We start from the raw sequence: 23,770 nt of genomic DNA, 5'->3' as shown, positions 1-23,770 counted from the left end.
GAAGGAAAGCAGCCATCGGTTGCTGTGAAATCGATAGTTGCCATTGTGGGGATCCCCGTCGTCATCGGCCTTATGCTGTGGGCGTTTTTGGCGCCCACCTTTGCGTCGGGTCCGGCTGGCGTTCCGGTTGCCATTTCGGCGCCGGAGCCCATGCTCGAAGGCATCTCGCAGAAGATTGAGAGTGCGGCGGGGGATGAGGCCCCGGAGATCGTCGTGAAGCACAGCGAGGCCGAGGTGCGCGACGCGGTGCTGCAGCGTGAAGCTGTTGGTGGACTGGTCATCTCCCCGCAGGGCGCGAGTGAGTTCACCGCTGCGGGAAATGGTGCTCCCTACGTGACGATGATTGATGGCCTCGCTGGCCAGCTTGAAGCACAAGGAATGTCCGTGGAGAAGCAGGAGCTGGCGCCGACGACGAAGGAGGACCCGCAGGCGAGCGGTATCGCACTGCTGGGCCTGCCGCTGGCCTTTGGCGGGATTATTTCCGCTGTTATTGCCACCTTTGCATTTCGTGGCAAGAAATGGGTCAAGCTGGGGGTGCTCGTTGGTATTGCGCTTTTCGGCGGGCTCGTTGCTACGTGGATGCTGCACTCCGTCTATGGAACCCTCGGTGGCAGCTTCGCTGCCGAGTGGATGGCTATCGCTGCGGGCATCCTTGCGACGTCTGCGGTGACTGCAGGCCTTGCGGGGGTGATGGGTGCCGCGGGTATTGGAATCGGTGCCGTGCTGACTATCTTCTTAGCGAACCCGCTGTCGGGTCTGGCAACCGGCCCGTGGCTGCTGCCTACCGGGTGGTCGACGCTGGGGCAGTGGATGCCCATCGGCGCGACGGGTCACCTAGTCCGCTCGCTGTCCTTCTTTGATGGGCAAGGCTTCGGCCATGCGTGGTGGTCGCTAGGGCTGTGGATTGTTGTTGGCCTAGTGTTGCTGGCCTGTGATCGGTCGCGCGCTAAGGAAGACGCTGCCGTTGAGGAAAAGGCTTAGTCAAAACTAAAAGAGGCTGGATGGAGAAAACCATCCAGCCTCTTTTGTGTAGTTAAAGCTTTGCCTTTATGTGCTCAGCTTGCACGGCGCGGCGCGCTGCTTAGCGTGCAGCCAGAACCTGTGCCAGCGGGTCGATGACGTGGCGGTTAGCGGAGTAGAAGGCGTTGAAGTCGTGGCGGTTGGCCTTGTACTGCTCGGTGAAGGAAGCCGGGATGGTCAGGCCGTACTGGGTAGCGGTGTCCTCGATGAGGGTGTAGAGGGCGTCAACAGCCAGCTCGTCGGTGGGCTCCTCGGCAGCTTCGTGGACTGCCTTCGGTGCCTCAGCCGGTGCCTGCGGTGCGGTCTCTTCCTTTACCTGGGTAGCAGCCGGTGCCGGGGCAGCGCTCACGTTGCGCGGGGTCGGGGCGGAGTTCAGGCCCAGGCTGGCGGAGCAGGCCGGCCATGCGCCCCAGCCCTGCTGTGCCAGGGTGCGCTCAGCAACAGCGATTTGCTGCTCGCGGGTTGCCAGGTTAGCGGTCGGAGCGAACTCACCGCCGCCGTAGGCCTGCCAGGTCTGAGCGTTGAACTGCAGACCGCCGTGGTAACCGTTGCCGGTGTTGATGGCCCAGTTGCCGCCGGACTCGCACTGTGCGAGGCGGTCCCAATCGGAATCCGGTGCAGCGGCAGCGTTCGGTGCCATGATGGCTGCGGCGGCGCCCACGGCAACAGTGGAGGCGGCAAACTTGGTGGCGATGGACTTGTTCTTAGCGGAGTGGCGTCCCATTAAAGTATTCCTTCTCTAGGTTGTTCTTGCTTTCTCGCGCCCAGATGATGCCCAGTCCGGCATATAGTTTTGCAATTGATGTTCATGTTCATGCACATCATGTATGGCCGCCGTGCGGAAGCCCGGACTGTGTCTGGGGCGAGACTTCCACGGCCGGCAGCCGAAGTGCCTGAGGGAGAGAGTAGCGGTTTATAACGAAACAGTCACGTTAAATGGCCCAAAACGGTAACGAAAGTGCCGATTCCTCCGCGTTTCCCCTGTTCGTGGTGCAAATGTTAGCTACCTCACACATGTAACGGGTGTGGTTGCTGGGGTGATATCTACCGTGGGTTTCTTTGTCGGGAGTCGGAGGGTTAAAATATATCTCTTTAAAAGTTCCACGGATAGTCCCTCCGCGCGGCCGCATGAATTCGGATCACGCCTCGCCGCGCCTCCTCGTCCCAAGACTGGCGGAGCCTATCAGCCTGGTGCCTGGCAGCGCCTAAGCTCTTAGACGAGGAGACACGGAAAGAAAGTGAGTGAAGAGCCATGCCTATCGGCAAAGTGAAGTGGTATGACGCAGACAAGGGCTTCGGCTTTGTCAGCAATCCTGGTGATGAAGACGTCTATGTTGGTCGCAATGTGCTGCCCAAGGGCGTTGATGAGCTGTACCAGGGTCAGCGCATCGAATTCGATTTCGCGGCTGGCCGCCGTGGCCCGCAGGCGCTGCGCGTGAAGGTGCTTGATTCCCCGCGCCGCCGCACCCCGGCCCGCAAACCGGAAGAGCTGGCGAGCATGCTCTCCGACGTCATGACATTGCTTGAGACCCAGGTGCAGCCGGTGCTGAGCCAAGGACGCTATCCAGAGCGCAAGACTGGCCGCCAGGTTGCCGAGATCCTGCGCGCTATTGCCAAGGATTTGGATAGCTAAGGGGTCTAAAGCCTTAGGCCCGTAACTGAAAAGTGCCCTAGCTGACGAAAGCTGTGCTGATTTTTCAATAATCAGACGTACTTTTGGCAGCTAGGGCACTTTGTCGTTTGCGGGGAGGAAGAGGGGAAGAAGCAGGGCGTTGCTATTTCTCAGCTTTAGTTTCGGCCTCGTCCCCTTCGGCGTTATCCGAAGACTTTGATTCCTTGAGCTCTTCATCAGTCATGGTGGACAGTGACCATACCGTGTGCATCGGGGTCTCCTCGCCGTTGGCATCCTGGCCAATCATCAGGGTGGAGATTTCCACCACCATCAACTTCGGGCGCTCACCGGTGGAGGCTTCAATCGGCGGTACAGAGCCGGGGATTTCCAGAGACGTGGTTTCGTTGGCACCGTGGGAGGTGCTGTCATTAGCAGCCGGGTCGTCGTAAATGGACAGCACCGACCACTCATGGTTGGAGATGGCTTCGGGGATCTCCAATTTCAGGGTGTCATCGGGGCCCACCGTCAGATTAGGTACGTCGCCTTCTTCGCAGTCCGTGCCAGGCTCGCAGACGATGTAGGGGGAGAGCTCTAGGGTGTCCTCGCCAACAGTGGCCGTGATTCTGACGTCTTGTGGCTCGGGGCCCGGACGGTCGTTCCACCACTTCTGGAACAGCACCACCGCCACGACGATGACTGCCACAGCGATGATGAGCGCCAGAAACTGCAGCAGCGATTTCTTCCTTGCTTGCTTCACGGTAGCCATGGCTGAAAATCCTACTCGAAGCGCACCCGGTACAGCTCATCCCATAGCTTGCCGGTGATCCAGAACTCATCTGTGCCCGGGATATGGGCAATGCCGTTGAGGACGGCGTTGGGATCCGCCGAGGGGACATGGGTGAGGTTTGCGGTATCGATCACGGCGGTGACCGCGCCGGATTCCGGGTCGATGTGCAGGATATCCTCGCTCATCCAGACATTGGCATAGACCGCGCCCTCGACGCACTCAAGTTCATTGAGGTTATCCACGGGGGAGCCGTCGAGGGTGACCTCGGTGCGTGGGGCGAGCTCCTGGAAGGTCTTCGGATCGAGGTGGCGCAGCTCGGCGGAGCCGTCGGACATGATGAGCTCGGAACCCGCGTTGCACAGGCCCCAGCCCTCGCCGTCGTAGGTGGCACGGTCGAGCTCGTTGAAGGTCTCGGGATCTCGCAGGAAAGCTGTACCGGATTTCCACGTTAGCTGCCAGATGCCGGCGTCGGTCTGAGTGATGCCCTCGCCGAAGAATGAACTCTCGAGTGTGGTTTCTTCCGACGGGGTGTGCGTCCCCGGCGTGAGGCGCAGCAATCGAGACTTGCCGTTCAGCCCAGTGCCTACCAGAAGGTTGCCAGCGGGGTCGACCTCCAAGCCTTGGGTGAAGGTATCGGGAGGCAGGGGTGCGGTGTCGAGGACGGTCACGCCGAGGTGCTCTGGGGAGCTCGCGCTTGGCGACGTCCCACCCGCCGTAGGCGAAGAAACATCCTCGTGTGCGGCTTGAGAAGAGCATGACGTTAAGGGTGCGAGCAGTGTGGCAGCGGAGAGGGCGGTAGCAAACGCGCGGAGGGCGCGGTCGGTGTGGAGGAGAGGCATGACTGTCATTGTGCACTATGGCGCGGTACGTGATTAATAATGGGAGAGTGACTCGCAAGAAAAAGATGCATTCCCCGCTTCTCGATTCGACCGCCGTCAACCTGGCGCGCCGAGCTGTGGAGGAGGTGGGTGAGGGGGACGTCGGCAAGCACCGTGGCGTTGCCGGAGTGGGCCGCAACGTGGCCACCCATCGTTTTGATGCGCACGTACCGGGCTATCCGGGGTGGGAATGGCACGCCGTCGTTGCCTGCGCGGAAGGCTCGCGCACCCCGACCGTCAATGAGGTCGCGCTTGTACCGGGCGGCCAGGCCCTTCAAGCGCCGGAGTGGGTTCCTTATTCCGAGCGCCTGCGCCCAGGAGACCTTGGTCCTGGCGACCTCATGCCGCCCGCTCCCGATGACGACAGGCTGGACGAAGGGAAGCTCTCCCAGGTTGGCCTCACGGAGGCCAAAGAGCGCTGGCGCAAGAAGTACGGGCCGAATTCGGAGATGGCGGCGCAGGCCCAGTTACAGTGCAAAACCTGTGCTTTTTACCTCCAGCTGCTGCCCAATTTCGGCGTCTGTGCCAATGAATACTCGGCGGATGGAAAAGTGGTGCACGCCACCTACGGGTGCGGCGCGCATTCCGGCACGAGCGTCCGTGAGGAGGGAGCGGAGCAGGAGAGGCCCTTCGATGATGAGAGCCCTATCTATTAAAGAGAGCGGTTTTCGCCCCGCGCGCAGCAGCGATGCAGCGTGCGGGTTTTGCGTTTTAGTGCCCCGATGGAGCACCCTTAGCAGGTAAAACTTCATTTCTCTAGATAGAAGGGGCGCTCACTCACGATGAACGCAGCTATCGATCGCTATTTCAAAATCACCGAACGCGGATCCACCATTGGAACCGAGGTCCGCGCCGGCGTGGTCTCGTTCTTCGCGATGGCCTACATCATTCTCCTCAACCCTCTCATCCTGGGTACCTCCGCTGACTCGGCCGGAACCACCCTCGGAATCCCGCAGGTCGCCGCCGCCACCGCACTGGTGGCCGGCGTCATGACCATCGCCTTCGGCATGATCGCCGTTACCCATTCGCCATGGCCGCGGGCCTGGGTATGAACACCTTCGTCGCCGTGACGATGGTTTCCCTCAACGGCCTGGAATGGCGCGAGGCGATGGGCCTCGTCGTCATCGAAGGCATCATCATCGTCCTGCTGGCCATCTCTGGCTTCCGCCAGGCCGTTTTCGATGCCATCCCGGCCTCCATGAAGGCGGCGATGGGCGTGGGTATTGGTATGTTCATCGCGCTCATCGGTTTCGTGGATGGTCACTTTGTCACCCGCGTCCCGGATGCCGCGATGACCACAGTTCCGGTGAGCCTGGGCGTGAACGGCTCGATTGCGACCTGGCCTGCCTTCGTCTTCGTCGTGGGCCTGATTCTGTGCAGCTTCTTCGTCATCCGCCAGGTGCGTGGCGGCCTGTTCATCGGCATCGTCATCACCACCATCATCGCCATGATCATTCAGGCCTTTACCGGTTCCGAGGACTGGGGCATGGCCACCCCGGAGGTGCCCAGCTCCCTGGGCGGGCTGCCGGACCTGTCGATTGTGGGCCAGGTCGATCCGATTAGTGCCTTCACCAAGCTGGGCGTGGTCTCCACCGTGCTGCTCATCTTCACGCTGCTGCTCACCAACTTCTTCGATGCCATGGGCACCATGAACGGCCTGGGCAAGCAGGCCAACCTCGTGGATGAGAAGGGCAACCTGCCGGACATGAAGACCGCCCTGGTCGTCGAAGGCTTCGGTGCCGTTGCTGGTGGTGCGGGTTCGGTATCCTCCAACACCGTGTTCGCGGACTCGGCGGCTGGTATCGGCGACGGCGCCCGCACCGGCCTGGCCAACGTTGTGACCGGTGTGATCTTCTTGCTGGCCATGTTCCTCACTCCGCTCTACGAGATCGTGCCGATTGAGGCCGCAGCCCCCGTCCTCGTCATCGTGGGTGTGATGATGGCAGCCCAGCTCAAGGACATCGAGTGGAACCGCATGGAGGAGGCCATCCCGGCCTTCCTCACCATCGTGGTCATGCCTTTCACCTACTCCATCGCCAACGGTATTGGCGTGGGCTTCATCGCTTATGCACTGATGGCCACCTTCGCCGGCAAGGCCAAGAAGGTGCACTGGATCATGTGGCTCGTGGCCGCTCTCTTCGTGGTCTACTTCGCCATGGAGCCCATCAGCTCGCTGTTGGCATAGCCCGCCTAAGGGGAGCAGCTGGCCCTGCGCCTAGACTAGGGCCCATGCGTTTTGTCATCGATGACCCCACAGACCCTCGCCTGGACGATATCCGCGATCTCAAGCACGCGGATAAGTCCGGCGAGGGTTTCGTCTTTGGTGAGGGCCCACTGTGCGTGGAGCGCCTGCTGGCCTCCCGCTTCCCGGTGCGCTGTATCATCGGCTTTGAGGCGAAGCTCGACACCTTCCTGGCGAACCACGATGTCCGGGATATCCCCGTCTACCAAGTAACCCGACAGACGTTGGGGGAAGTCACGGGCTTCGATATGCACCGCGGGTTGGTTGCCGCAGCCGACCGCGCGGAAGCTTGGACCGTGGACGAGGTCCTCGAAGGTGCTCGCACCCTTGCCATCATGGAGGGCGTGGGCGACCACGAAAATATCGGCTCGCTCTTCCGCAATGCTGCGGGCATGGATATCGACGGCATCTTGCTCGGCTCAGGTGCGGCAGATCCGCTCTACCGCCGCTCGGTGCGCGTGTCCATGGGGCACGTTCTGCGCTTGCCCTGGGCGCGTTTCGACGGCGGTTTTACCACCTGGCAGCGCGGGTTGGAGAAGCTGCGCGAGCAGGGCTTCCGGCTGGTGTCGCTGACCCCGCATCCGGATGCCGTGCACATTGCTGATGCGTTAGAGGGCGCGGACAAGGTAGCGCTCCTGGTCGGTGCGGAGGGGCCAGGATTGACCGAGCACGCCATGCGTGCGACCGATGTGCGCGCCCGCATTCCCATGGCCGAGGGCACGGATTCCCTTAATGTGGCGACGTCGGCAGCCATCGCCTTCTACGAGCGCCAGCGCTCCCAGAGGTTCCGCGAGGTCGATACTGCGTAGCGCCGCACCAAGCCGCCGAGGTGCTTGGCCGTGCGGATGATCTCCTCACCGGTGGATTCCGGCTCGAGGTCGTACTCTTCGTAGTCGTCATAGTCATTGAGCCCCAGCTTCGACACTGAGGTGGTGGCTACCTCGGCCACGCTGCGGCGCGGCGGGGGAGTGTCGACCTTGGGCTCGGGGCGCCCGTCGGTGGCATAGCCTACGACGTCCACGTCGGGGCCATCCGCGCCGACCTCGATGCCCAACCAGAATTCCTGGGCCGCCTCGGTGATATTGAGCGGCTCAAAGGGAAGGGAAATCCCACCCACCGGCTCATCCATCTCCCCGGCCCAGAAAGGGGCCTCGAAGGTTTCGGGCAGACCATGGTCCTCGTAGAGGTTAAAACGCGTCCCGCACAGCGACCGGCGCAGGCGGCTGCCCGTCCAGTGGGCGAACCCGGCATAGCCGGTCTCCGGATTGGAGGCGAAGGCGTAGATTTCCGTGGCAGGCACGGCCTCGCGCAAGGTGCGGGAAAGCTGGGAGAGAGTCAGTTGATCGTCGTGGATGATGGTTTGCACCACGGTCACACCGGGATAGCCGCCCACATAGAACTCGCTCGCGCCGGGCTCGGCGGAACGGTTGAGGGGGAATTGCCCGATGGGAGTCACCGGCAGTGCGGGATTGAGCTGAGCGAGGAACTTGCGGCCGAAGCCGCGGTCGGCCTTGGGCTCGCCGCGGAGAACCTCGGCGGGATCGGCGGCGGTGACGTACCAGAGAGTGAGAACGGCGCTTTGGGTATCCACGGCAGGCTACTCGCTAGTTGCGGGGGCGCTTGGTAGAGGAGCGAACGCCGAGCAACACATCCTCCCAGTGCGGGGTGACGGCCTTACGGCGACGCTTGGTGGGCTTGGGCTCCGGATCCGGGTTCTGGAGGAAATCCTCGTCTACTCCCGTCTCCTTCTCCTCCGCCTCCTGTGGGGACGCTTCATTAGTGGGGGCCGCGTCCTCATCGCTGGCGGCCTCGGCCGGGTGCTCTCCACCGTGCGGGGATGGGAGCACGGAGGGCTCAGCATATCCGTCGGTATCTTCTCGGTCGCCGGCGTTGTCGACGCCGGCGTAGGAAGACAGTTCCGTCACGCCGGGGGTACCAGCGCGCGCGTCCTCGTTGACTTCTCGGTCGTCGGCGTAGTCACGCCCATCGATGGCTTCGTCATAGCGCTCACCGCGGCCCACGGAGGTCAGCGAACGTACCGGCTGTACGAAGTCTGGGTCCGTCAGGTCAGCGGCGACGGAATTGCGTGCCTCCACTGTGGCTGGCGAGGACATCGTCTGCTTGAAGGTCCACTCCGCCTCGTTGGCGGACAGCCCGGTCTTCCACGTGATGCGGAGGATCCACGGCTCGCCCTGGTGGCGGTAGGCATCCCACGTGGCCTCCGACAGCGAGTGCCCGCGCGCGGCGAAAGCAGTGGCCAGAATCTCCCACAGGGTGAGCTTGGCCGGGCCATCCTCGCGGATGGGGTGCGCTTGCTTGGCGACGTCCGCGATGCGCGCCCGCTCCAAGAGCACCGGGTGCGCGAAAGGCTCGATGCGGGATTCCGGAACGTCGAGTTCCTCGGCGATCTCCGCGGCAGAAGCGCCGGCACGAATCCGGGCCTGAATTTCGTTGGGGCGCAGGCGGATTTCTTGTGCCTGCGGGGCGGGCTGGCTCTGCGGGGATGAAGGCGATCCTCCCGAGGGGGGCATGACGGTGCGCAGCCCCGTGGAGCGTTCTTGCTGTGTGGAGGCGGGGGAGGAGTCGCCTGCAACCTCGTCGGTGCTTTCTGTGTCCTGCTCAGCGCTCTCGTTCTCGGAAGTGGGCTCAGCGGAATCGGCGGGAGCGAGAAGCTCGCGAAGCTCGTCGGTGACCTCGAGGAAGAACTCCTCACCATCCTCGGCCCGGAGGACGAGCGAGGTGTCAGTTGAGTCGCTGGGTGCGAGGAAAATCTCGCGCATGGTGGGCGCTCCTTAGCCTGGTAGCGGACATGTGATGAAGTCCACTTTACCCAGAACATGCCCCGAACTCTGGCAAGAGCGCGGGGCATGTTGTGCGACGTACCAAGTCAGTAGCGAGGGCTAACGATTGTCCAGAACGTAATCGATAGCCTTGGTGAGCTTGGTGACATCCGTAGAGTCGATCGCCGGGAACAGGCCCACGCGCAGCTGGTTGCGGCCGAGCTTGCGGTAAGGCTCGACGTCGAGAATGCCGTTGGCGCGCAGCGTTGCGGCCACTGCGGCGGCGTCGACAGAGTCCTCGAAATCGATGGTGCCGACCACCAGGGAGCGCTCGGAAGGCTCGGCCACGAAGGGGGTCGCCTCCGGGCGTGACTCGGCCCAGTCGTACAAGATGGAGGAGTTCTCCGTGGTGCGCTTGACCATGCCATCGAGACCGCCGTTGGCGTTCATCCACTTCACCTGGTCCTCCAGCATGAGCAGCGTGGCCACGGCCGGAGTGTTGTAGGTCTGGTTCTTGCGGGAGTTGTCTACCGCAGTCTGCAGGTTCAGGAAAGCCGGGATGAAGCGATCGGAGGAGTTGATCTTCTCGATGCGCTCCAGCGCAGCCGGGGACATAGCAGCCAGCCACAGGCCGCCGTCGGAAGCAAAGCACTTCTGGGGTGAGAAGTAGTAGACATCGGCATCAGACATGTTGACCGGCAGGCCGCCGGCGCCTGAGGTGGCGTCGATGACGACGAGCTGCTCTGCGTTATCGGGGTTGGGGCGGGTGACCGGAACCATAGCGCCGGTGGAGGTTTCGTTGTGGGCCCAGGCGATGATGTCGGCGCCTTCGGCGTCGGCAGCCTTCGGATCCGGGGCGGTGCCAACCTCTGCTTCGGTGACGAGCGGGGCGTCGAGCCACGGGGCGGCGGATGCGGCTTTAGCAAATTTAGAGGAGAATTCGCCGAAGCTTAAGTGCGCGGACTTCTTTTCGATGAGACCGAAGGTTGCGGCGTCCCAGAAAGCGGTAGCACCGCCGAGGGAGAGGACAATTTCATAGCCCTCTGGCAGCGCGAACAACTCGGAGAGTCCCTCACGGATGGAGCCGACGAGATTTTTGACGGCTGGCTTGCGGTGCGAAGTTCCAATGATGGTGTCGGCACCGGCGGTGATTGCCTCAATTTGGGCGGGGCGGACCTTGGACGGCCCGCAGCCGAAGCGGCCGTCGGTAGGGAGGAGATCTGCTGGCAGGACGAGTTCTGAGTTGCTCATGTGGGCAGTGTAGCCTAGTTTCGTTCGCGCACTAGATACTTTGCCAGGATTGCCAATGTTGGCAGAGTCACAAGTTTTGCTAAAGTGTGAAGAGGTTTAGTCTTGTTGCGCCGGCCTTGGCCGGCGTTGAACATTGAGGAAAGGAAAACACGTGGCATCTGAAAACAACAAGGTTGTACTGCAGTACCCCGGCGGCGAGTACGAGATGGACATTAAGCAGTCCACGGAGGGTGACTCCGGCTTCGATATCGGCAAGCTCCGTAACGAGACCGGCCTCGTCACCTTCGACCCGGGTTATGCGGCTACTGGTTCCACCGAGTCCAAGATCACCTTTATTAACGGTGAGGAAGGCATCCTCCGCCACCGTGGCTACGACATCGCGGATCTCGCTGAGAATGCCACCTTTAACGAGGTGTCCTACCTGTTGATTAAGGGACACCTGCCTAATGAAGACGAGCTGTCGAAGTTCAACACCGATATCCGTCACCACACCCTGCTGGATGAGGACTTCAAGGCCGCCTTCAATATCTTCCCGCGCGACGCGCACCCGATGGCCGTTCTTGCCTCTTCCGTTAATATTCTCTCCGCTTACTACCAGGACCAGCTCAACCCGCTGGATGAGGAGCAGCTGGATAAGGCAACCGTCCGCCTGCTGGCCAAGGTGCCGATGCTGGCCGCTTACGCTTACCGCGCATCCCAGGGCAAGCCCTACATGTACCCGGATAACAAGCTGAACGCGCGTGAGAACTTCCTGCGCATGATGTTCGGTTACCCGACTGAGGAGTACGAGGTTGACCCGATCGTGGCCAAGGCTCTGGATAAGCTCCTTATCCTGCACGCCGACCACGAGCAGAACTGCTCCACCTCCACCGTTCGCATGATTGGCTCCGCGCAGGCCAACCTGTTCGTCGCCATCGCCGGTGGTATCAACGCCCTGTCCGGCCCGCTGCACGGCGGTGCTAACCAGGCCGTTCTGGAGATGCTCGAGGATATCCAGAACAACCACGACGGCGATGCCACCGACTTCATGAACCGCGTGAAGAACAAGGAAAAGGGCGTTCGCCTCATGGGCTTCGGGCACCGCGTGTACAAGAACTACGACCCGCGTGCGGCAATCGTCAAGGACACCGCCCACGAGATCATCGAACACCTGGGTGGGGACCCGATGCTGGACCTGGCCATGAAGCTCGAGGAGATTGCGCTGAACGACGACTACTTCGTCTCCCGCAAGCTCTACCCGAACGTGGACTTCTACACCGGCCTCATCTATCGCGCCATGGGCTTCCCGACGGACTTCTTCACCGTCCTCTTCGCCATCGGCCGTCTGCCGGGCTGGATTGCTCAGTACCGCGAGCAGCTTGAGCTCAACACCAAGATCAACCGCCCGCGCCAGATCTACACCGGTGAGACCCTGCGCAAGGTCACCCCGCGCAGCGAGCGCTAAACAATAGCCCATACGCTGCATTTCTAGGGCCGAGCCCCACACCTCCCCTTATACTAGGGAGTGTTGTGGCTCGGCCCACGCGTATGCGGCCAGCAAAGAAGAAAACAGTCCAAGGAGGATAACCCCCAATGGAAAAGCCCGTAATTGAGCCGGCAACGGAGCCAGCTCCCCAGGACCTTGTCATCGAAGACATCGTGGTGGGTGACGGCGCCGAAGCCCAGCCGGGCGGCTTCGTTGAGGTCCACTACGTAGGTGTCGACTATGAGACGAACCAGGAGTTCGACTCTTCGTGGGGCCGCGGTCAGTCGATCGAGTTCCCGCTGACCGGCCTTATCGCCGGCTGGCAAGAGGGCATTCCGGGTATGAAGGTGGGCGGCCGCCGCAAGCTGGTCATCCCGCCGGAGAAGGCCTATGGCCCCGCCGGTGGTGCACACCCGCTGTCCGGCCGCACGCTGACCTTCGTTATCGACCTCATTCGTGCCTAAATCCAAAGCCTAAAGTAATGGAGGGTAGTGCCTCTTTCCTTTGGGCTGTCGACGCCCTGACCGCCCTGACCGGCCGCGCCTTGTGTGCGGTCGGTCAGGGCGTTTCGCGCGTTAAGGGCTACCATGCGGTCGGTGATACCAGAATCTTCCCCCACAACGCGCGGGAGTGCGGCACAATGGAAGCCATGAGTGTCCCACAAACCACGTTCAATGATGACCGCGAGATGCCCCTGCTGGGGCTTGGAACCTACAAGCTGCGCGGGGAGGATCTCGTCCGCGCCGTGCGTGAAGCAATCGAGCTGGGCTACCGCCACTTCGACACCGCCACCCTCTACGAGAACGAAGAAGAGCTGGGCCAGGCGTTGCATGACGCCATGAAGGCCGGCGACGTCACCCGCGATGAGCTCTTTATCACCAGCAAGGTCTGGCACGATCACCACGGAAAGGACAAGGTGGGCCAGGCCTTCCGTACATCCCTGGATAAGCTGCAGCTGGATTACCTCGACCTCTACCTGATCCACTGGCCTTGGCCGCAGGGCGGGCTGTACGTGGAGACCTTCGAGGAGATCGCCCGCATGCAGGGCATGGGGCAGATCGCGTCGATTGGCGTGGCTAATTTCTACGAGGAGACCCTGCAGACTCTGATCGATGAGACGGGTATCGTTCCGGTCCTCAACCAGGTGGAGTTGCACCCGGGCTTTACTCAGCCGGAGCTGCGTCAGTTCCACGACAACCACGGCATCGTGACGGAGGCGTGGTCCCCGCTGGCACGCGGTGTGATCCTCAATAATCCCGAGGTCATTGCCGTCGCTGAGAAGCACGACATCACCCCGGGCCAGGCTGTGCTGGCGTACCTGTTGAGCAAGGGCATTTCCGTCATCCCGAAGTCCAGCCGCCGGGAGCGCTTAGCGGAGAACTTCGGGGCCGCGGAGGTGGAGCTTGCACCAGAGGATGTTGCCGCACTCGATGCGCTCGACGGTCAGGAAGGTTTCGGCCGCATGTTTAAGGATCCGCGTGAGTTCCCTGGCGCTTAAATAGCCGGGCACAGTCCCAGCGCGAGCGATAGAACCCGCCTTCCACGCTTTGTTTCTCCTTCACCATATTCTTCTTATTCCTTATAAATAGGGATAAATAGGGGAGGGGTGGAGCGTGGAAGGTGGGTTTTGTTGTGCCTTCTGGCAGTGGGCATGCAAGGGGGTTGAGGGGCGCTGTGGGATGCCGCAAGAGTGCGAAGCTCTCCACAATGGCTGCGAAGTTTCGCTTTGCTAAATTAGATTCACTGTTTGGAGTTTCCTGTGGGGGTGTTGACAACGCGATAGAAATCCCATGTCATTGCGGGGGTAGGGGGTAATAAAAGTGTGCGTTATTAACTTTTCTTGGCAGGATTTACAACCTTGCAAGAGAGGTTAGGTAACTTACTGGGCAAGGCAAAACGTGACTGAAGACACTGTAGTTAGTCTCTCACCGCGGTTTGTGGAGAAAAGATTCCCTTGTAAGGAGAGCGACATGACTGACGCACCTGCTTCGATTGACTCGCGCCGCGAACCGACGCCGCAAGAGTTCGTCGAGATGCGCGATAGCTCGCAGTTTGCGAAGCTGCGCGGCACATACCGCAAGTTCACCTTCCCCATGACAGTGGCGTTCTTTCTGTGGTACGTCCTCTACGTGATGGCCGCAGTTTTTGCGCCCGACTTCATGGCCATCGAGCTTGGCGGCGGTTGGAACGTCGGCCTTATCTTCGGCTTGGCTCAGTTCCTGACCACCTTCATCATTACGTACATCTACGTCAATTACGCCAACAAGAACATCGAGCCGCAGGCGGCGGCCATTCGCCAGGAACTGGAGGGCTAAACCATGCAGACCATTACCTTGGCCCAAGCGGAATCCTCCGCTGGCAATCCGATTTTGAACATTGCGGTCTTCGCCGCCTTCCTTGTCGTCACCATGTACGTGGTGCTGCGTGCAGGTAAGTCCACCAAGGAAGCTTCTGACTTCTACACCGGTGGTGGTAGCTTCTCTGGCCGCCAGAACGGCCTAGCTATTTCCGGTGACTACCTCTCCGCCGCGTCCTTCTTGGGCATCGTCGGTGCTGTCGCCCTCAACGGCTACGATGGCTTCCTTTATTCGGTCGGCTTCTTCGTTGCCTGGCTCGTCGCCCTGATGCTCGTCGCGGAGCCGATGCGTAACGTCGGCCGCTTCACCATGGCCGACGTGCTGTCCTTCCGCCTCAAGCAGCGCCCGGTGCGCGTGGCGGCGGCGATCTCGACCCTGTTCGTGTCGCTGTTCTACCTCATCGCCCAGATGGCCGGTGCCGGCTCCCTTGTTGCCGTGCTGCTGGACATCCACGAGTTTAAGTGGCAGGCCGTGGTTGTCGGCATCGTGGGCATCCTCATGATCGTCTACGTCCTCGTTGGCGGCATGAAGGGTACGACCTACGTGCAGATGATCAAGGCCGTGCTTCTGGTCACCGGCGTGGTTATCATGTGCATCCTGACCTTCGTCATGCTGAAGGGTGGCTTCAGCACGCTCTTCACCCAGGCCATTGATATGCACGCCAGCTCCGCTGCTATCCAGGAGAAGGGTTACGAGGCCTCCCAGATTATGGAGCCGGGCCTGAAGTACGGCAAGAACCTCACTACCAAGCTTGACTTCATCTCCCTGGGTATTGCCCTCGTGCTGGGTGTTGGTGGCCTGCCGCACGTGCTCATGCGCTTCTACACGGTGCCGACCGCGACCGAGGCTCGCCGCTCCGTTACCTGGGCCATCGTCATCATCGGTGCCTTCTACCTCATGACCCTGGTTCTGGGCTACGGCGCTGCCGCCCTCGTTGGCCCGGATCGCATCCTCGCCGCACCGGGTGGCGCCAACGCAGCAGCACCGCTGCTGGCACTCGAAATCGGTGGTTCCATCTTCATGGCGGTCATCTCCGCCGTGGCCTTCGCTACCGTGCTGGCCGTTGTTGCTGGCCTGGCCATCACCGCTTCGGCTTCCATCGCGCATGACGTCTACCACTCCGTTATCCGCAACGGCGAGTCCACCGAAGCCGAGCAGGTCCGCGTTTCCCAGATCACCGTGGTTATCCTCGGCATCGTGTCCATCATCCTGGGCATCCTGGCCATGACCCAGAACGTCGCCTTCCTGGTCTCCCTGGCCTTCGCCGTGGCAGCATCCGCTAACCTGCCGACCATCCTGTACTCCCTGTACTGGCGCCGCTTCAACACCGCAGGTGCTGTGGCATCGATGTACACCGGTGTTATCTCCTGCCTGGTGCTCATCTTCCTGTCCCCGGCGGTCTCCGGTACCCCGACCTCGATGTTCCCGAACGCCGACTGGTCCATCTTCCCGCTGTCCTCTCCGGGCCTCGTGACCATCCCGCTGGCCTTCTTCGCCGGTTGGATCGTGTCCATCATGACCCCGCCGGACAACCTGGAAGAGCTGTCCGCCGAGATGGAGGTTCGCTCCCTGACCGGTGTGGGCGTGGAGGCTCCGGTGGACCACTAAGCGCCACCTCAAGCACTACATTCCAGACGGTAGCGGGTAGACTCTAACCTCGTGTTTTACCCGCAGCCTCGTTATAGGGCGGTACCAGCGCGTGCTGGTGCCGCCCTTCTGGCGTGCGTGCTCGGTGCCACGGCCCTTGTTGCGTGCTCGCCTGCGAATGAAGAAGACTCCACGGTGGGGCGCCCAACGCACACCAGCACGGCTACTCCCGGCCCCATCGCGCATAAGAAGGGCGATCCACAACTCGCGGCGGTAGAGGACACCGTGGGGCAATTCCTCAAGGGCGATGACGAGAAGTCAATCACGTACTACCGCATTGAGACAGGCATGCACATGGGCTCACCCACCGAGCACCAGCCGCGCTATGCGCTCAGCCTGATCAAGCTTTACATCGCCGCCTACGTGCTCGAGCACGGTTCCTTCGAGGACAAGTATCTAGCGCTGGACATGATTGCTGATTCTTCGGATGAGAGCGCCGGGAAGCTCTTTGAGAAGTACCCGCGGTCCATCGATGCAATCGCCAAGGAGTATGGGCTGGACTCTACGTCAGCGGGGGAGGATTGGGGTCACTCGATGACCTCAACCTATGACGTGGTGCGCTTCATCGTTCAGCTCTTGGAAGATGATCCGACGCACCCAGTTTTGGTGGCGATGTCTCACGCCGATGCCGTCTCAGCCGATGGCTACCAGCAAAACTATGGCACCGCGAAGCTCAGTGACGTCGTGGGATCAAAATGGGGCTGGTCGGACAGTAAGGACCGACACTCTTCGGTGTCTTTTGGGGAGAACTTTGTTGTGGCTGCCTCCATCGAGGGCTCTGCCGAGGAGCTTACGTCCTACGTGCGCAAGGAAATCACGGGTAAGAACCTCGTGAAGGGAAACAACTTGAACAAAGAGGCGCTGGCCCATCCTGGCGCTAGCACCACGCGCTTGACGACGTCTACCGCTGCCTCCTCCAGCACCTCAAAGCCAGCGTCCTCGACAGAATCGCCGGAACCGGCGTCCTCGACCACGTCGTCGTCCTCCAAGCCGTCTTCTTCGGCAACGAAGACAACGGCGGCGCGGTAGAAACCAGCGCCGCCGCGTGTTGATTAGCCCATGGATTTGCGCACGGTGTTGAGGATATCCACCGCGCCGCGCACCTGGTCATTGCTGATTGACGAGCCAGCGATGTTGATGCCATCGCCGCTGACGCTGGAGCCGCGCCCGGTGGGATCCGGCAGGGAAACATTGGGCAGCGGGATGTCGTCAGGCACTGCCGGGATGTCCTTGACCTTTGGCGGCTCCACAGCACCATCGCCCGGGGTCCACTGGCCCCAGTCGTTGGCATAAACGGTGTTGATATCGCACGTTATGCCGTCGATAGTGGCTTGATTCTTGGCCTTCTGGTGGATGGTGGTGCGCGGGTGGAGCTTTCCGCCAGAGCCCCAGTCGTGCATCCAGTAGAACTGGCCGATGCGGTCGGCAACACACCAGTCGATGACGTTGTAGTTGCCATACACGCCAGTCTGGTAGCCCGCGGCGCTCAGCGCTGCGGAGAAGGCCTTGAGGTAGGGGCGGATCTGGTTCTCGTACTGGGCGCGGGTGGGATTGTCATCGATGGCAATGTAGATGGGGCGCCCGGTCGGCCCGCCCGCAGCCTTGTGGATGGCGATGGCCTGCGGCGCATGGACTGCGGCGCCCGCAGCGCCGTTGAGCCAGTCCGCAGTTTCCGCGCGGCCAAACTGGTAGATGGAAGCGGTCTTGAGGCCTGCCGCTGCGTTGGCCTTGGTCTCCGCCAGGGTGACAGGCTTGCCCTTCATCCATTCGGCGCCGGGGCGGCGTTGGGATACGTAGCGGATGGCGCCGAGGTGGCCGGCTGCTTTGATGGCGCGGGCGGAAGGAACACCGGCAGAGAAGTCGATGATGGTGCCCAAAGCTGGGCCCACGGCGAGAGCAGCGGGCGCCTGGCTACCGATGGCACCGGCGGCCAGCGTGAGAGCACCGGCCTTGAACAGGGAACGACGGGACAAGGACATGGTGTGAATTCTCCTTGGGAGGCGGTGAAGAAGAAAGTTTCCGCAATCACTTTAGTCACAATGGTTAAAAATTGCACCAGGGGTAGCATTTGCTGGGCGCGACGGCAATCCCTTTGTTTAAAGGTGCTTAAGGCTTTGTCGTGCGGAACGTGACGTTAGTGGGATTTTCCACCGTGCGGGAGACGGTGCAGTCCTTTTCTTGGGAGATGCGCACGAGGCGCTCCACCATGGACTGGGCCTGGCGTCCGGCGTCGGTAGCGGGAAAGCGGAGGGAGAATTCCACGTCGACGTCGCTCAGTCGCGAGGCCCCGTCTTCGTCGACGCGGGTGCCTTCAACGTGGACGTCGAAAATCTCCGGCTCTGTGCGGCGCGAGGTGACCACGTCGATGTCCACGGCCGAGCAGCCCGCCACGGCGGCGAGTAGCAACTCAACTGGGCTGAGTAGTCCCTCAGCGCGGCCGAACTCGAGGCTGATTCCTTCGGCATTCGTGGCGCGGTAGTGGCCTGTATCGATGCGGGTGACGTCGACGGAGTATTTCTTGGTGATGTTGCTCATAGCGTCATCCTAGTGATGGTGGGGGAGCCGGGTAGCGGGGGAGGGAGCCGAGATTTGCAAGCCTTAACCGCGTCGTGGTGAGCGGCGGAAAGGTCAGGTAGGTCAATTTGCAAAGTTATCTGATGGGGGCGGGGCTGTGACTCACGTCTCTTTAGATCGGTAATAGTGGTGCAAACAATTTTTCGACCCAAAGGAGTAGTGGCTATGGAAACCGTGGATGCTCGTGACTGGCTAGACAAGCTCGTCGCCCTCACGCACCAAGAGAAGCCTGGCGTGGAAGACGTGGAGAAGGTTTTCGAGCCCGGGGGCTTCTGGCGGGATCTTGCCGCGGTGACGTGGAACCTGCACACCGCCGAAGGTTCGGAAGCCATCGCCGCGATGATCGCTGGCACTGACGCTGCGCTCGACAACCCGGAGATAACAGAGGTGGAGGACGAAGGCAATGGCGTAACGCGGGTCCACTTCACGTGTGAGTCTGCGAACTTCTATGTCACCGCCGTCGCGCGCCTGCGCGACGCTAAGGCCTGGACCTTCCTCACCTCCGCGCGCGAGCTCAAGGATTTCCCGGAGCCTAAGGGGCGCCGCCGCCCGCTGGGCACGGAGCACAAGGTGGTCAAGGGCGCTAAGAACTGGGCGGACCTGCGGGAGGAGCGCCGTGCGGCACTGGGGCATACGGAACAGCCCTACGTCCTCATTATCGGTGGTGGCCAGGGCGGTATCGCGCTCGGGGCGCGCCTGAAGCGCCAAGGTGTTCCCACGCTTATCGTCGATAAGGCGGGCCGCCCCGGCGACCAGTGGCGCGGCCGCTACCACTCGCTGTGCCTGCACGATCCCGTGTGGTACGACCACCTGCCGTACCTCCCCTTCCCAGATGACTGGCCGGTGTTCACCCCGAAAGACAAGATGGGGGACTGGCTGGAGCACTACGTGGGCATCATGGACTTGGATTACTGGACCAATAGCGAGTGCATGAAGGCCTCCTTCGATGAGTCCAGCGGCACGTGGAAGGTCACCGTTCGCAAGGACGGGGAAGAGATTCTTCTGGAACCCACACAGCTGGTTCTGGCCACGGGCATGTCCGGTGTGCCGAATCGTCCCCACCTGGAGGGGCAGGAGAACTTCGCCGGGGAAATCCGGCACTCCTCGGAACACCCGGGTGGCGCAGGCGATGAGGGCAAGGACGTCATTGTGCTGGGCGCGAACAACTCCGCCCACGACATCGCCGCGGACCTCTACGCGCATGGTGCGCGGCCGGTCATGATTCAGCGTTCCTCCACGCACATCGTGCAATCGGACACCCTCATGAAGGATGTCTTTGGCCCGCTCTACTCGGAAGAAGCCGTGGAGGCCGGTGTGGATACGGACAAGGCGGACCTCCTCTTTGCTTCCTGGCCCTACGCTGTGCTTCCCGACGTCCACCGTGAAGTCTTCGATGGCATCCGTGAGGCCGATAAAGACTTTTATGACGGTTTGGAGAAGGCCGGCTTCCAGAACGACTTTGGCGATGACGGCTCGGGTCTTTATCTGAAATACCTGCGCCGTGGTTCGGGCTACTACATCAACGTCGGTGCCAGCGAGCTGGTCATCGACGGCTCGATCCCGGTGAAGTCTGGCGTGTCCATCGCGGAGGTGAAGGAAAAGTCCGTGGTGCTCACCGACGGTACCGAATTGCCCGCCGATGTCATCGTGCTGGCCACCGGTTACGGCTCTATGAATGGCTGGGCCGAGCAGTTGATTTCTAAGGAAGTTGCTGACACCGTGGGCAAGTGCTGGGGCTTGGGCTCGGATACCACCAAGGATCCCGGCCCGTGGGAGGGCGAGCTGCGCAACATGTGGAAGCCCACTCAGGTGCCGCAGCTGTGGTTCCACGGCGGCAACCTGCACCAATCGCGCCACTATTCGCGCTACCTAGCGCTTCAGCTCAAGGCGCGCTATGAGGGGATGGATACTCCGGTCTATGAACTGGCGCCGGTGTACCACACCTCTTAAGGCAGAAGAGCGCAGGCAGGAGCCTGCGGAAGTAGACGGCATTCTCATGAGGGGGCTAAAAGGCGGGTAGTCATTTAAAAGGAAATTCACATTGTGGTCACGCGGTCGCAAACTCCGGGCCATAATCTTTCCTTGTCTCTGTCGGTTGCTCCATGGCTTAAACCATGAAGCAACCTCACTACTTCGTTTTGATAGGAAGATCTATGACTGCTCGCCGCCTGCTCGGCACCGTGGTCACCGCTTCGGTGGCCGGTACGTTCCTCGTCGTCCCGGCCTCTGCTGCCGAACCTTCAGAAGGCCTGGGCTCACGTTTTAGCATCGGTGTGCTGCCGGATACTCAGTTCTATTCCCGTTACTCCACCCCGGAAACCGGCAACCTGGCGCAAGCGCGCTACGGTAGCGAGCCTTTTAAGGCGCAGACCGAGTGGCTGGTGAAGAACCAGCAGGCGCTCAACATGGACTTCGCTACTCACCTCGGTGACGTGGTGGACCAGTCTGACGTCGAGGGCGAGTGGAAGGTTGCTGATGAGGCCATGAAGGTCCTCGATGATTCCGACCTGAACTACTCCATCCTGCCGGGCAACCACGATATGATTCAGGACGGATCGGCGCATCCGTACAACGACTACTTCAGCGCCGGGCGCGCCGAGGCTGCTAACCCGGAGACCTTCCAGGAGCGCCACACCGCGGTCAACAACGACTCCGAGTACCACATTTTTGAGGCTGAGGGGCAGAAGTACCTGGTTCTGGCGCTGGGCTGGCGCGCGGATGATGAAGCACTCGAGTGGGCACAGGGCGTTCTCGATGCTCACCCGGACCTCCCGGTCATCCTCACCAGCCACGAGGTGCTCAACATCGATGGCGCCGGTGAGGTCTTCTACTCCGATGACTACGGACAGGGTCTGTGGGACAAGTTCATCAAGAAGAACGACCAGATCTTCTTGACCATGGGCGGCCACCACCACGGCGCGGGCTACCGCGTGGACAAGAACGATGCAGGCCACGACGTCATCGGCATCCTGCAGGACTACCAGATGGCTTACCAGGGCGGCAATGGCCTGCTCGGCGTGCTTGAGTTCGACTTGTCAGGCAACGAGTTGGAGATGACCGCCCTGTCCCCGTGGGTGGCGCAGAAGCCGGCGGAGGAGCTCACGCAGTTCGACAAGCTCATCCTCGATGGCAAGGGCGATAGCTACCACGTGCCGCTGAACTTCAAGGAGCGCTTTGCCGACTTTGCCCCGGAGTGGACCATCGGCGATGAGAACGACCCGGACCTTGGCCAGAAGGCCCGCGACATCGCTGAGGAAGGCTACACCCCGTACACCATCCCGAAGGATCAGCTTCCGGAGGGCCCGAACGACTTCGTGAAGGCCGACAAGACCGTCTTTCACTGGCGCCCGGGCCAGACCAAGAACAAGGACGGCAAGCAGCTTGCCGACGGCGACGTGGCCACCGAGGGCGCTGTCATTCCGGATGCCTTCGGTGCCGACGGTGCCGGCGACCTCGTTCGCGAGGGTGGTCCTTCCAACACGGGCGAGCGCATCACCTACACCAAGGACCACCACCCACTGTCTTCCGATTCTGGTTCCCTCTACTGGTCCGACCCAGCCGGCAAGGCCGCGATGGCGGAGTTCCGGTCCAAGGAAGGCGCGGAGATCAACAAGGTCGATACCTCCGCGGGCTACACCTTCGAGTCCTTCGTAAAGATTCCGAAGGATTTCAACGGCTCCGAGCACGGCTGGGGGAGTGCTATCTCCCGTGACTCCAGCATCGCCGAGCTTGTCGACGGCTCCGACGACACCGACCCCACCGTCATGTTCGGCATTTCTAACCTCCGTGAGCTGCGCTGGTGGGCGGAACCGAAGGAAGGCGAAGGTTCTACTGTCTGGTCCCACGAGGTGCCCACCGACGAGTGGATGCACATCGCCGTGGTGAACAAGCCGGATTCCGACACCGTTGAGATGTTCATCAACGGCGCACCGATCCTGCGCAACGCCAAGGGCGCTGAGGGCCTCCTCCCGCGAGACCTGCAGTGGGTCATGGGCGCTGGCTTTGATAACCGCACGCCGCAGGACCCGTGGTACGGCTGGATTGGTGAGACCCGCCTGACCCAGGGCGTTCTGGACTCGGACCAGTGGCTGACCGCCCGCCCGGCCGTGAAGGAGGAAGAGCCGTCGAGCTCCACTACGACGCCTACCGAGCCGACCAAGCCTTCTAAGCCGACCAACACGAAGGAGCCTTCTGCCGACGATATGGCTGCGGCCTTCTTCGCAGGCTCCAGCCGTGGCGCGAAGGTTATCCTCCCCATCATCGCCGTCATTGCAGTCGTCGGCGGTGCCGCCTACGGCCTCATCCCGACCATCAACCGCATCTTCGGTCTTAACATCCCGCAGCCGAAGCTGCCGCAGATCCCGGGTCTGAACTAGTTACCGTTCACCCTCCGTCCCCCGACTCACATTGAGGCGGGGGTTTTCTATTGTGATGGCCCTGGGCGGATTGTAGCGGGTTAAGGGTCAAAATGTGTGTCTGGCTCGGCGTGTCGCTGGGGTTAGATTTGGCCTTTTTGGATGCCGATTGAGTGGGTGTACTCGGTGTCGATACCGTTGTCGTAGAGGGCTGGTCGTCCTGTTTCGTGGTCGGCTTGGTTCTCGGTGTGGGTCAGGATGGATACTTTGGCGAGTTGGTCCTGGCCCCAGTGGGACTGTCTGGCGATGCGTAGTGGATCGTCGGGCAGTTCTGTTTTTAGGTACAGCCACCAGTCCAGCATTTTGCGCTGGTGTTCATTTGTTCTGCCCCGGTGAGCACGCGCAATCTCTTTCAGGCGAGCGTTAATCCCGCCTTCAAGACTGTTGGTCGTAGATTTGATGCGGGCAGGTTCTAAGACGCCTTTAGGTTGATTGATGTAGACAAAGAGCATGCCTTGGCGCCATAGATGGTTCAGACTGTTGTAGGCCTTTCGCACGTTGGAATGTGTCCATACCCATGTCCAATTTCCTGTATCAGGGTCTTTAACCCTGGTCCTCTCGTCCATCCACCTGCGGTAGACAGTGTTGAAGTTATGGAGCAATACACCCCAGTCAGCTACCTCTTCTTTAGTTCGCACTCGGGTGAGTTTCAGCGCTAGCGTGTAGATAGCTTTGCCGGCATCAGTGCGCGGACGTGAGGTTGTATAGCGGCGAACTGAAGTGCCCCGAGTTTTGTTCCTAG

Annotated in this window: 20 protein-coding genes and 2 pseudogenes; 13 read left to right on the top strand and 9 right to left on the bottom strand. The window is 61.3% G+C overall.

The window, feature by feature from the left end:
- Positions 1-24: 24 nt before the first annotated feature.
- On the top strand, positions 25-981 hold the full coding sequence (locus tag HMPREF2896_RS07015; protein WP_239663567.1) for an ABC transporter permease: 957 nt from the start codon (positions 25-27) through the stop codon (positions 979-981).
- A 100-nt stretch (positions 982-1,081) separates the two neighbouring features.
- Here the strand turns inward: HMPREF2896_RS07015 and HMPREF2896_RS07010 are convergent, their stop codons facing one another.
- Positions 1,082-1,744 (bottom strand): resuscitation-promoting factor Rpf1 domain-containing protein, encoded by a 663-nt coding sequence (locus tag HMPREF2896_RS07010; protein WP_010187768.1) that lies wholly within the window; start codon positions 1,742-1,744, stop codon positions 1,082-1,084.
- Positions 1,745-2,272: 528 nt separating this feature from the next.
- Here HMPREF2896_RS07010 and HMPREF2896_RS07005 point away from each other — a divergent pair.
- Positions 2,273-2,653, top strand: coding sequence for a cold-shock protein (locus HMPREF2896_RS07005; RefSeq protein WP_046647289.1), 381 nt, complete (start codon positions 2,273-2,275; stop codon positions 2,651-2,653).
- Between the two features lie 142 nt (positions 2,654-2,795).
- Here the strand turns inward: HMPREF2896_RS07005 and HMPREF2896_RS07000 are convergent, their stop codons facing one another.
- Entirely contained in the window at positions 2,796-3,398 is a 603-nt protein-coding gene (locus tag HMPREF2896_RS07000; protein WP_070718691.1) for a DUF2771 domain-containing protein, read from the bottom strand.
- An 11-nt stretch (positions 3,399-3,409) separates the two neighbouring features.
- Positions 3,410-4,258 (bottom strand): glutaminyl-peptide cyclotransferase, encoded by an 849-nt coding sequence (locus HMPREF2896_RS06995; protein WP_070718687.1) that lies wholly within the window; start codon positions 4,256-4,258, stop codon positions 3,410-3,412.
- 65 nt (positions 4,259-4,323) lie between these two features.
- Between HMPREF2896_RS06995 and HMPREF2896_RS06990 the strand changes: the two genes are divergently transcribed.
- The 3 genes and pseudogenes from HMPREF2896_RS06990 (at position 4,324) to HMPREF2896_RS06980 (ending at position 7,348) form a co-directional block, all read left to right on the top strand.
- Positions 4,324-4,953, top strand: coding sequence for a DUF3027 domain-containing protein (locus tag HMPREF2896_RS06990; RefSeq protein WP_371325887.1), 630 nt, complete (start codon positions 4,324-4,326; stop codon positions 4,951-4,953).
- A 126-nt stretch (positions 4,954-5,079) separates the two neighbouring features.
- Positions 5,080-6,482 (top strand): annotated as a pseudogene (locus HMPREF2896_RS06985) (NCS2 family permease).
- A 44-nt stretch (positions 6,483-6,526) separates the two neighbouring features.
- Entirely contained in the window at positions 6,527-7,348 is an 822-nt protein-coding gene (locus tag HMPREF2896_RS06980; RefSeq protein ID WP_070718681.1) for a TrmH family RNA methyltransferase, read from the top strand.
- Here HMPREF2896_RS06980 and HMPREF2896_RS06975 read toward each other — a convergent pair.
- From HMPREF2896_RS06975 to serC, 3 genes are all read right to left on the bottom strand, one after another.
- Complete coding sequence (locus HMPREF2896_RS06975) at positions 7,300-8,130, bottom strand: DUF6928 family protein (RefSeq protein WP_070517026.1); 831 nt, start codon at positions 8,128-8,130, stop codon at positions 7,300-7,302. The two genes, HMPREF2896_RS06980 and HMPREF2896_RS06975, sit on opposite strands and share 49 nt — an antisense overlap.
- A 13-nt stretch (positions 8,131-8,143) precedes the next feature.
- Positions 8,144-9,319 carry a septation protein SepH gene (gene sepH / locus HMPREF2896_RS06970; RefSeq protein WP_070718678.1) on the bottom strand — a complete coding sequence of 392 codons (1,176 nt, stop codon included), beginning with the start codon at positions 9,317-9,319 and terminating at the stop codon, positions 8,144-8,146.
- Between the two features lie 120 nt (positions 9,320-9,439).
- Positions 9,440-10,570 (bottom strand): phosphoserine transaminase, encoded by a 1,131-nt coding sequence (serC, locus tag HMPREF2896_RS06965; RefSeq protein WP_070718675.1) that lies wholly within the window; start codon positions 10,568-10,570, stop codon positions 9,440-9,442.
- Positions 10,571-10,721: 151 nt separating this feature from the next.
- Between serC and HMPREF2896_RS06960 the strand changes: the two genes are divergently transcribed.
- From HMPREF2896_RS06960 to HMPREF2896_RS06935, 6 genes are all read left to right on the top strand, one after another.
- Positions 10,722-12,014 (top strand): citrate synthase, encoded by a 1,293-nt coding sequence (locus tag HMPREF2896_RS06960; protein ID WP_082254410.1) that lies wholly within the window; start codon positions 10,722-10,724, stop codon positions 12,012-12,014.
- A 128-nt stretch (positions 12,015-12,142) separates the two neighbouring features.
- Entirely contained in the window at positions 12,143-12,499 is a 357-nt protein-coding gene (locus tag HMPREF2896_RS06955) for an FKBP-type peptidyl-prolyl cis-trans isomerase (protein ID WP_010187736.1), read from the top strand.
- 176 nt (positions 12,500-12,675) lie between these two features.
- Positions 12,676-13,533, top strand: a complete 858-nt coding sequence (locus tag HMPREF2896_RS06950; RefSeq protein ID WP_070679554.1) for an aldo/keto reductase — start codon at positions 12,676-12,678, stop codon at positions 13,531-13,533.
- A 472-nt stretch (positions 13,534-14,005) separates the two neighbouring features.
- On the top strand, positions 14,006-14,350 hold the full coding sequence (locus HMPREF2896_RS06945) for a DUF485 domain-containing protein (RefSeq protein WP_070679497.1): 345 nt from the start codon (positions 14,006-14,008) through the stop codon (positions 14,348-14,350).
- Between the two features lie 3 nt (positions 14,351-14,353).
- Positions 14,354-16,000, top strand: a complete 1,647-nt coding sequence (locus HMPREF2896_RS06940) for a solute symporter family protein (RefSeq protein WP_070718672.1) — start codon at positions 14,354-14,356, stop codon at positions 15,998-16,000.
- A 51-nt stretch (positions 16,001-16,051) separates the two neighbouring features.
- Complete coding sequence (locus HMPREF2896_RS06935; protein ID WP_046647302.1) at positions 16,052-17,068, top strand: hypothetical protein; 1,017 nt, start codon at positions 16,052-16,054, stop codon at positions 17,066-17,068.
- A 23-nt stretch (positions 17,069-17,091) separates the two neighbouring features.
- Here the strand turns inward: HMPREF2896_RS06935 and HMPREF2896_RS06930 are convergent, their stop codons facing one another.
- Positions 17,092-18,018 carry a DUF1906 domain-containing protein gene (locus tag HMPREF2896_RS06930; protein ID WP_046647303.1) on the bottom strand — a complete coding sequence of 309 codons (927 nt, stop codon included), beginning with the start codon at positions 18,016-18,018 and terminating at the stop codon, positions 17,092-17,094.
- A gap of 127 nt (positions 18,019-18,145) precedes the next feature.
- A complete protein-coding gene (locus HMPREF2896_RS06925; RefSeq protein ID WP_046647305.1) occupies positions 18,146-18,574 on the bottom strand; it encodes an OsmC family protein in 429 nt (142 codons plus the stop codon).
- Between the two features lie 204 nt (positions 18,575-18,778).
- On the opposite strand from HMPREF2896_RS06925, the gene HMPREF2896_RS06920 reads away from it, so the two are divergent.
- Entirely contained in the window at positions 18,779-20,563 is a 1,785-nt protein-coding gene (locus tag HMPREF2896_RS06920; RefSeq protein WP_070718667.1) for a flavin-containing monooxygenase, read from the top strand.
- A 203-nt stretch (positions 20,564-20,766) separates the two neighbouring features.
- Positions 20,767-22,989: a LamG-like jellyroll fold domain-containing protein gene (locus tag HMPREF2896_RS06915; protein ID WP_070718663.1), complete on the top strand. Its 2,223-nt coding sequence runs from the start codon at positions 20,767-20,769 to the stop codon at positions 22,987-22,989.
- Positions 22,990-23,111: 122 nt separating this feature from the next.
- Here HMPREF2896_RS06915 and HMPREF2896_RS06910 read toward each other — a convergent pair.
- Positions 23,112-23,770 (bottom strand): annotated as a pseudogene (locus HMPREF2896_RS06910) (IS256 family transposase); the annotation flags it as partial.

It is taken from the genome of Corynebacterium sp. HMSC069E04, from assembly GCF_001813175.1.
In the GTDB taxonomy this organism is placed as follows: Bacteria; Actinomycetota; Actinomycetes; order Mycobacteriales; family Mycobacteriaceae; genus Corynebacterium; species Corynebacterium aurimucosum.
This window is presented reverse-complemented; position numbering and strand designations above follow the sequence as displayed.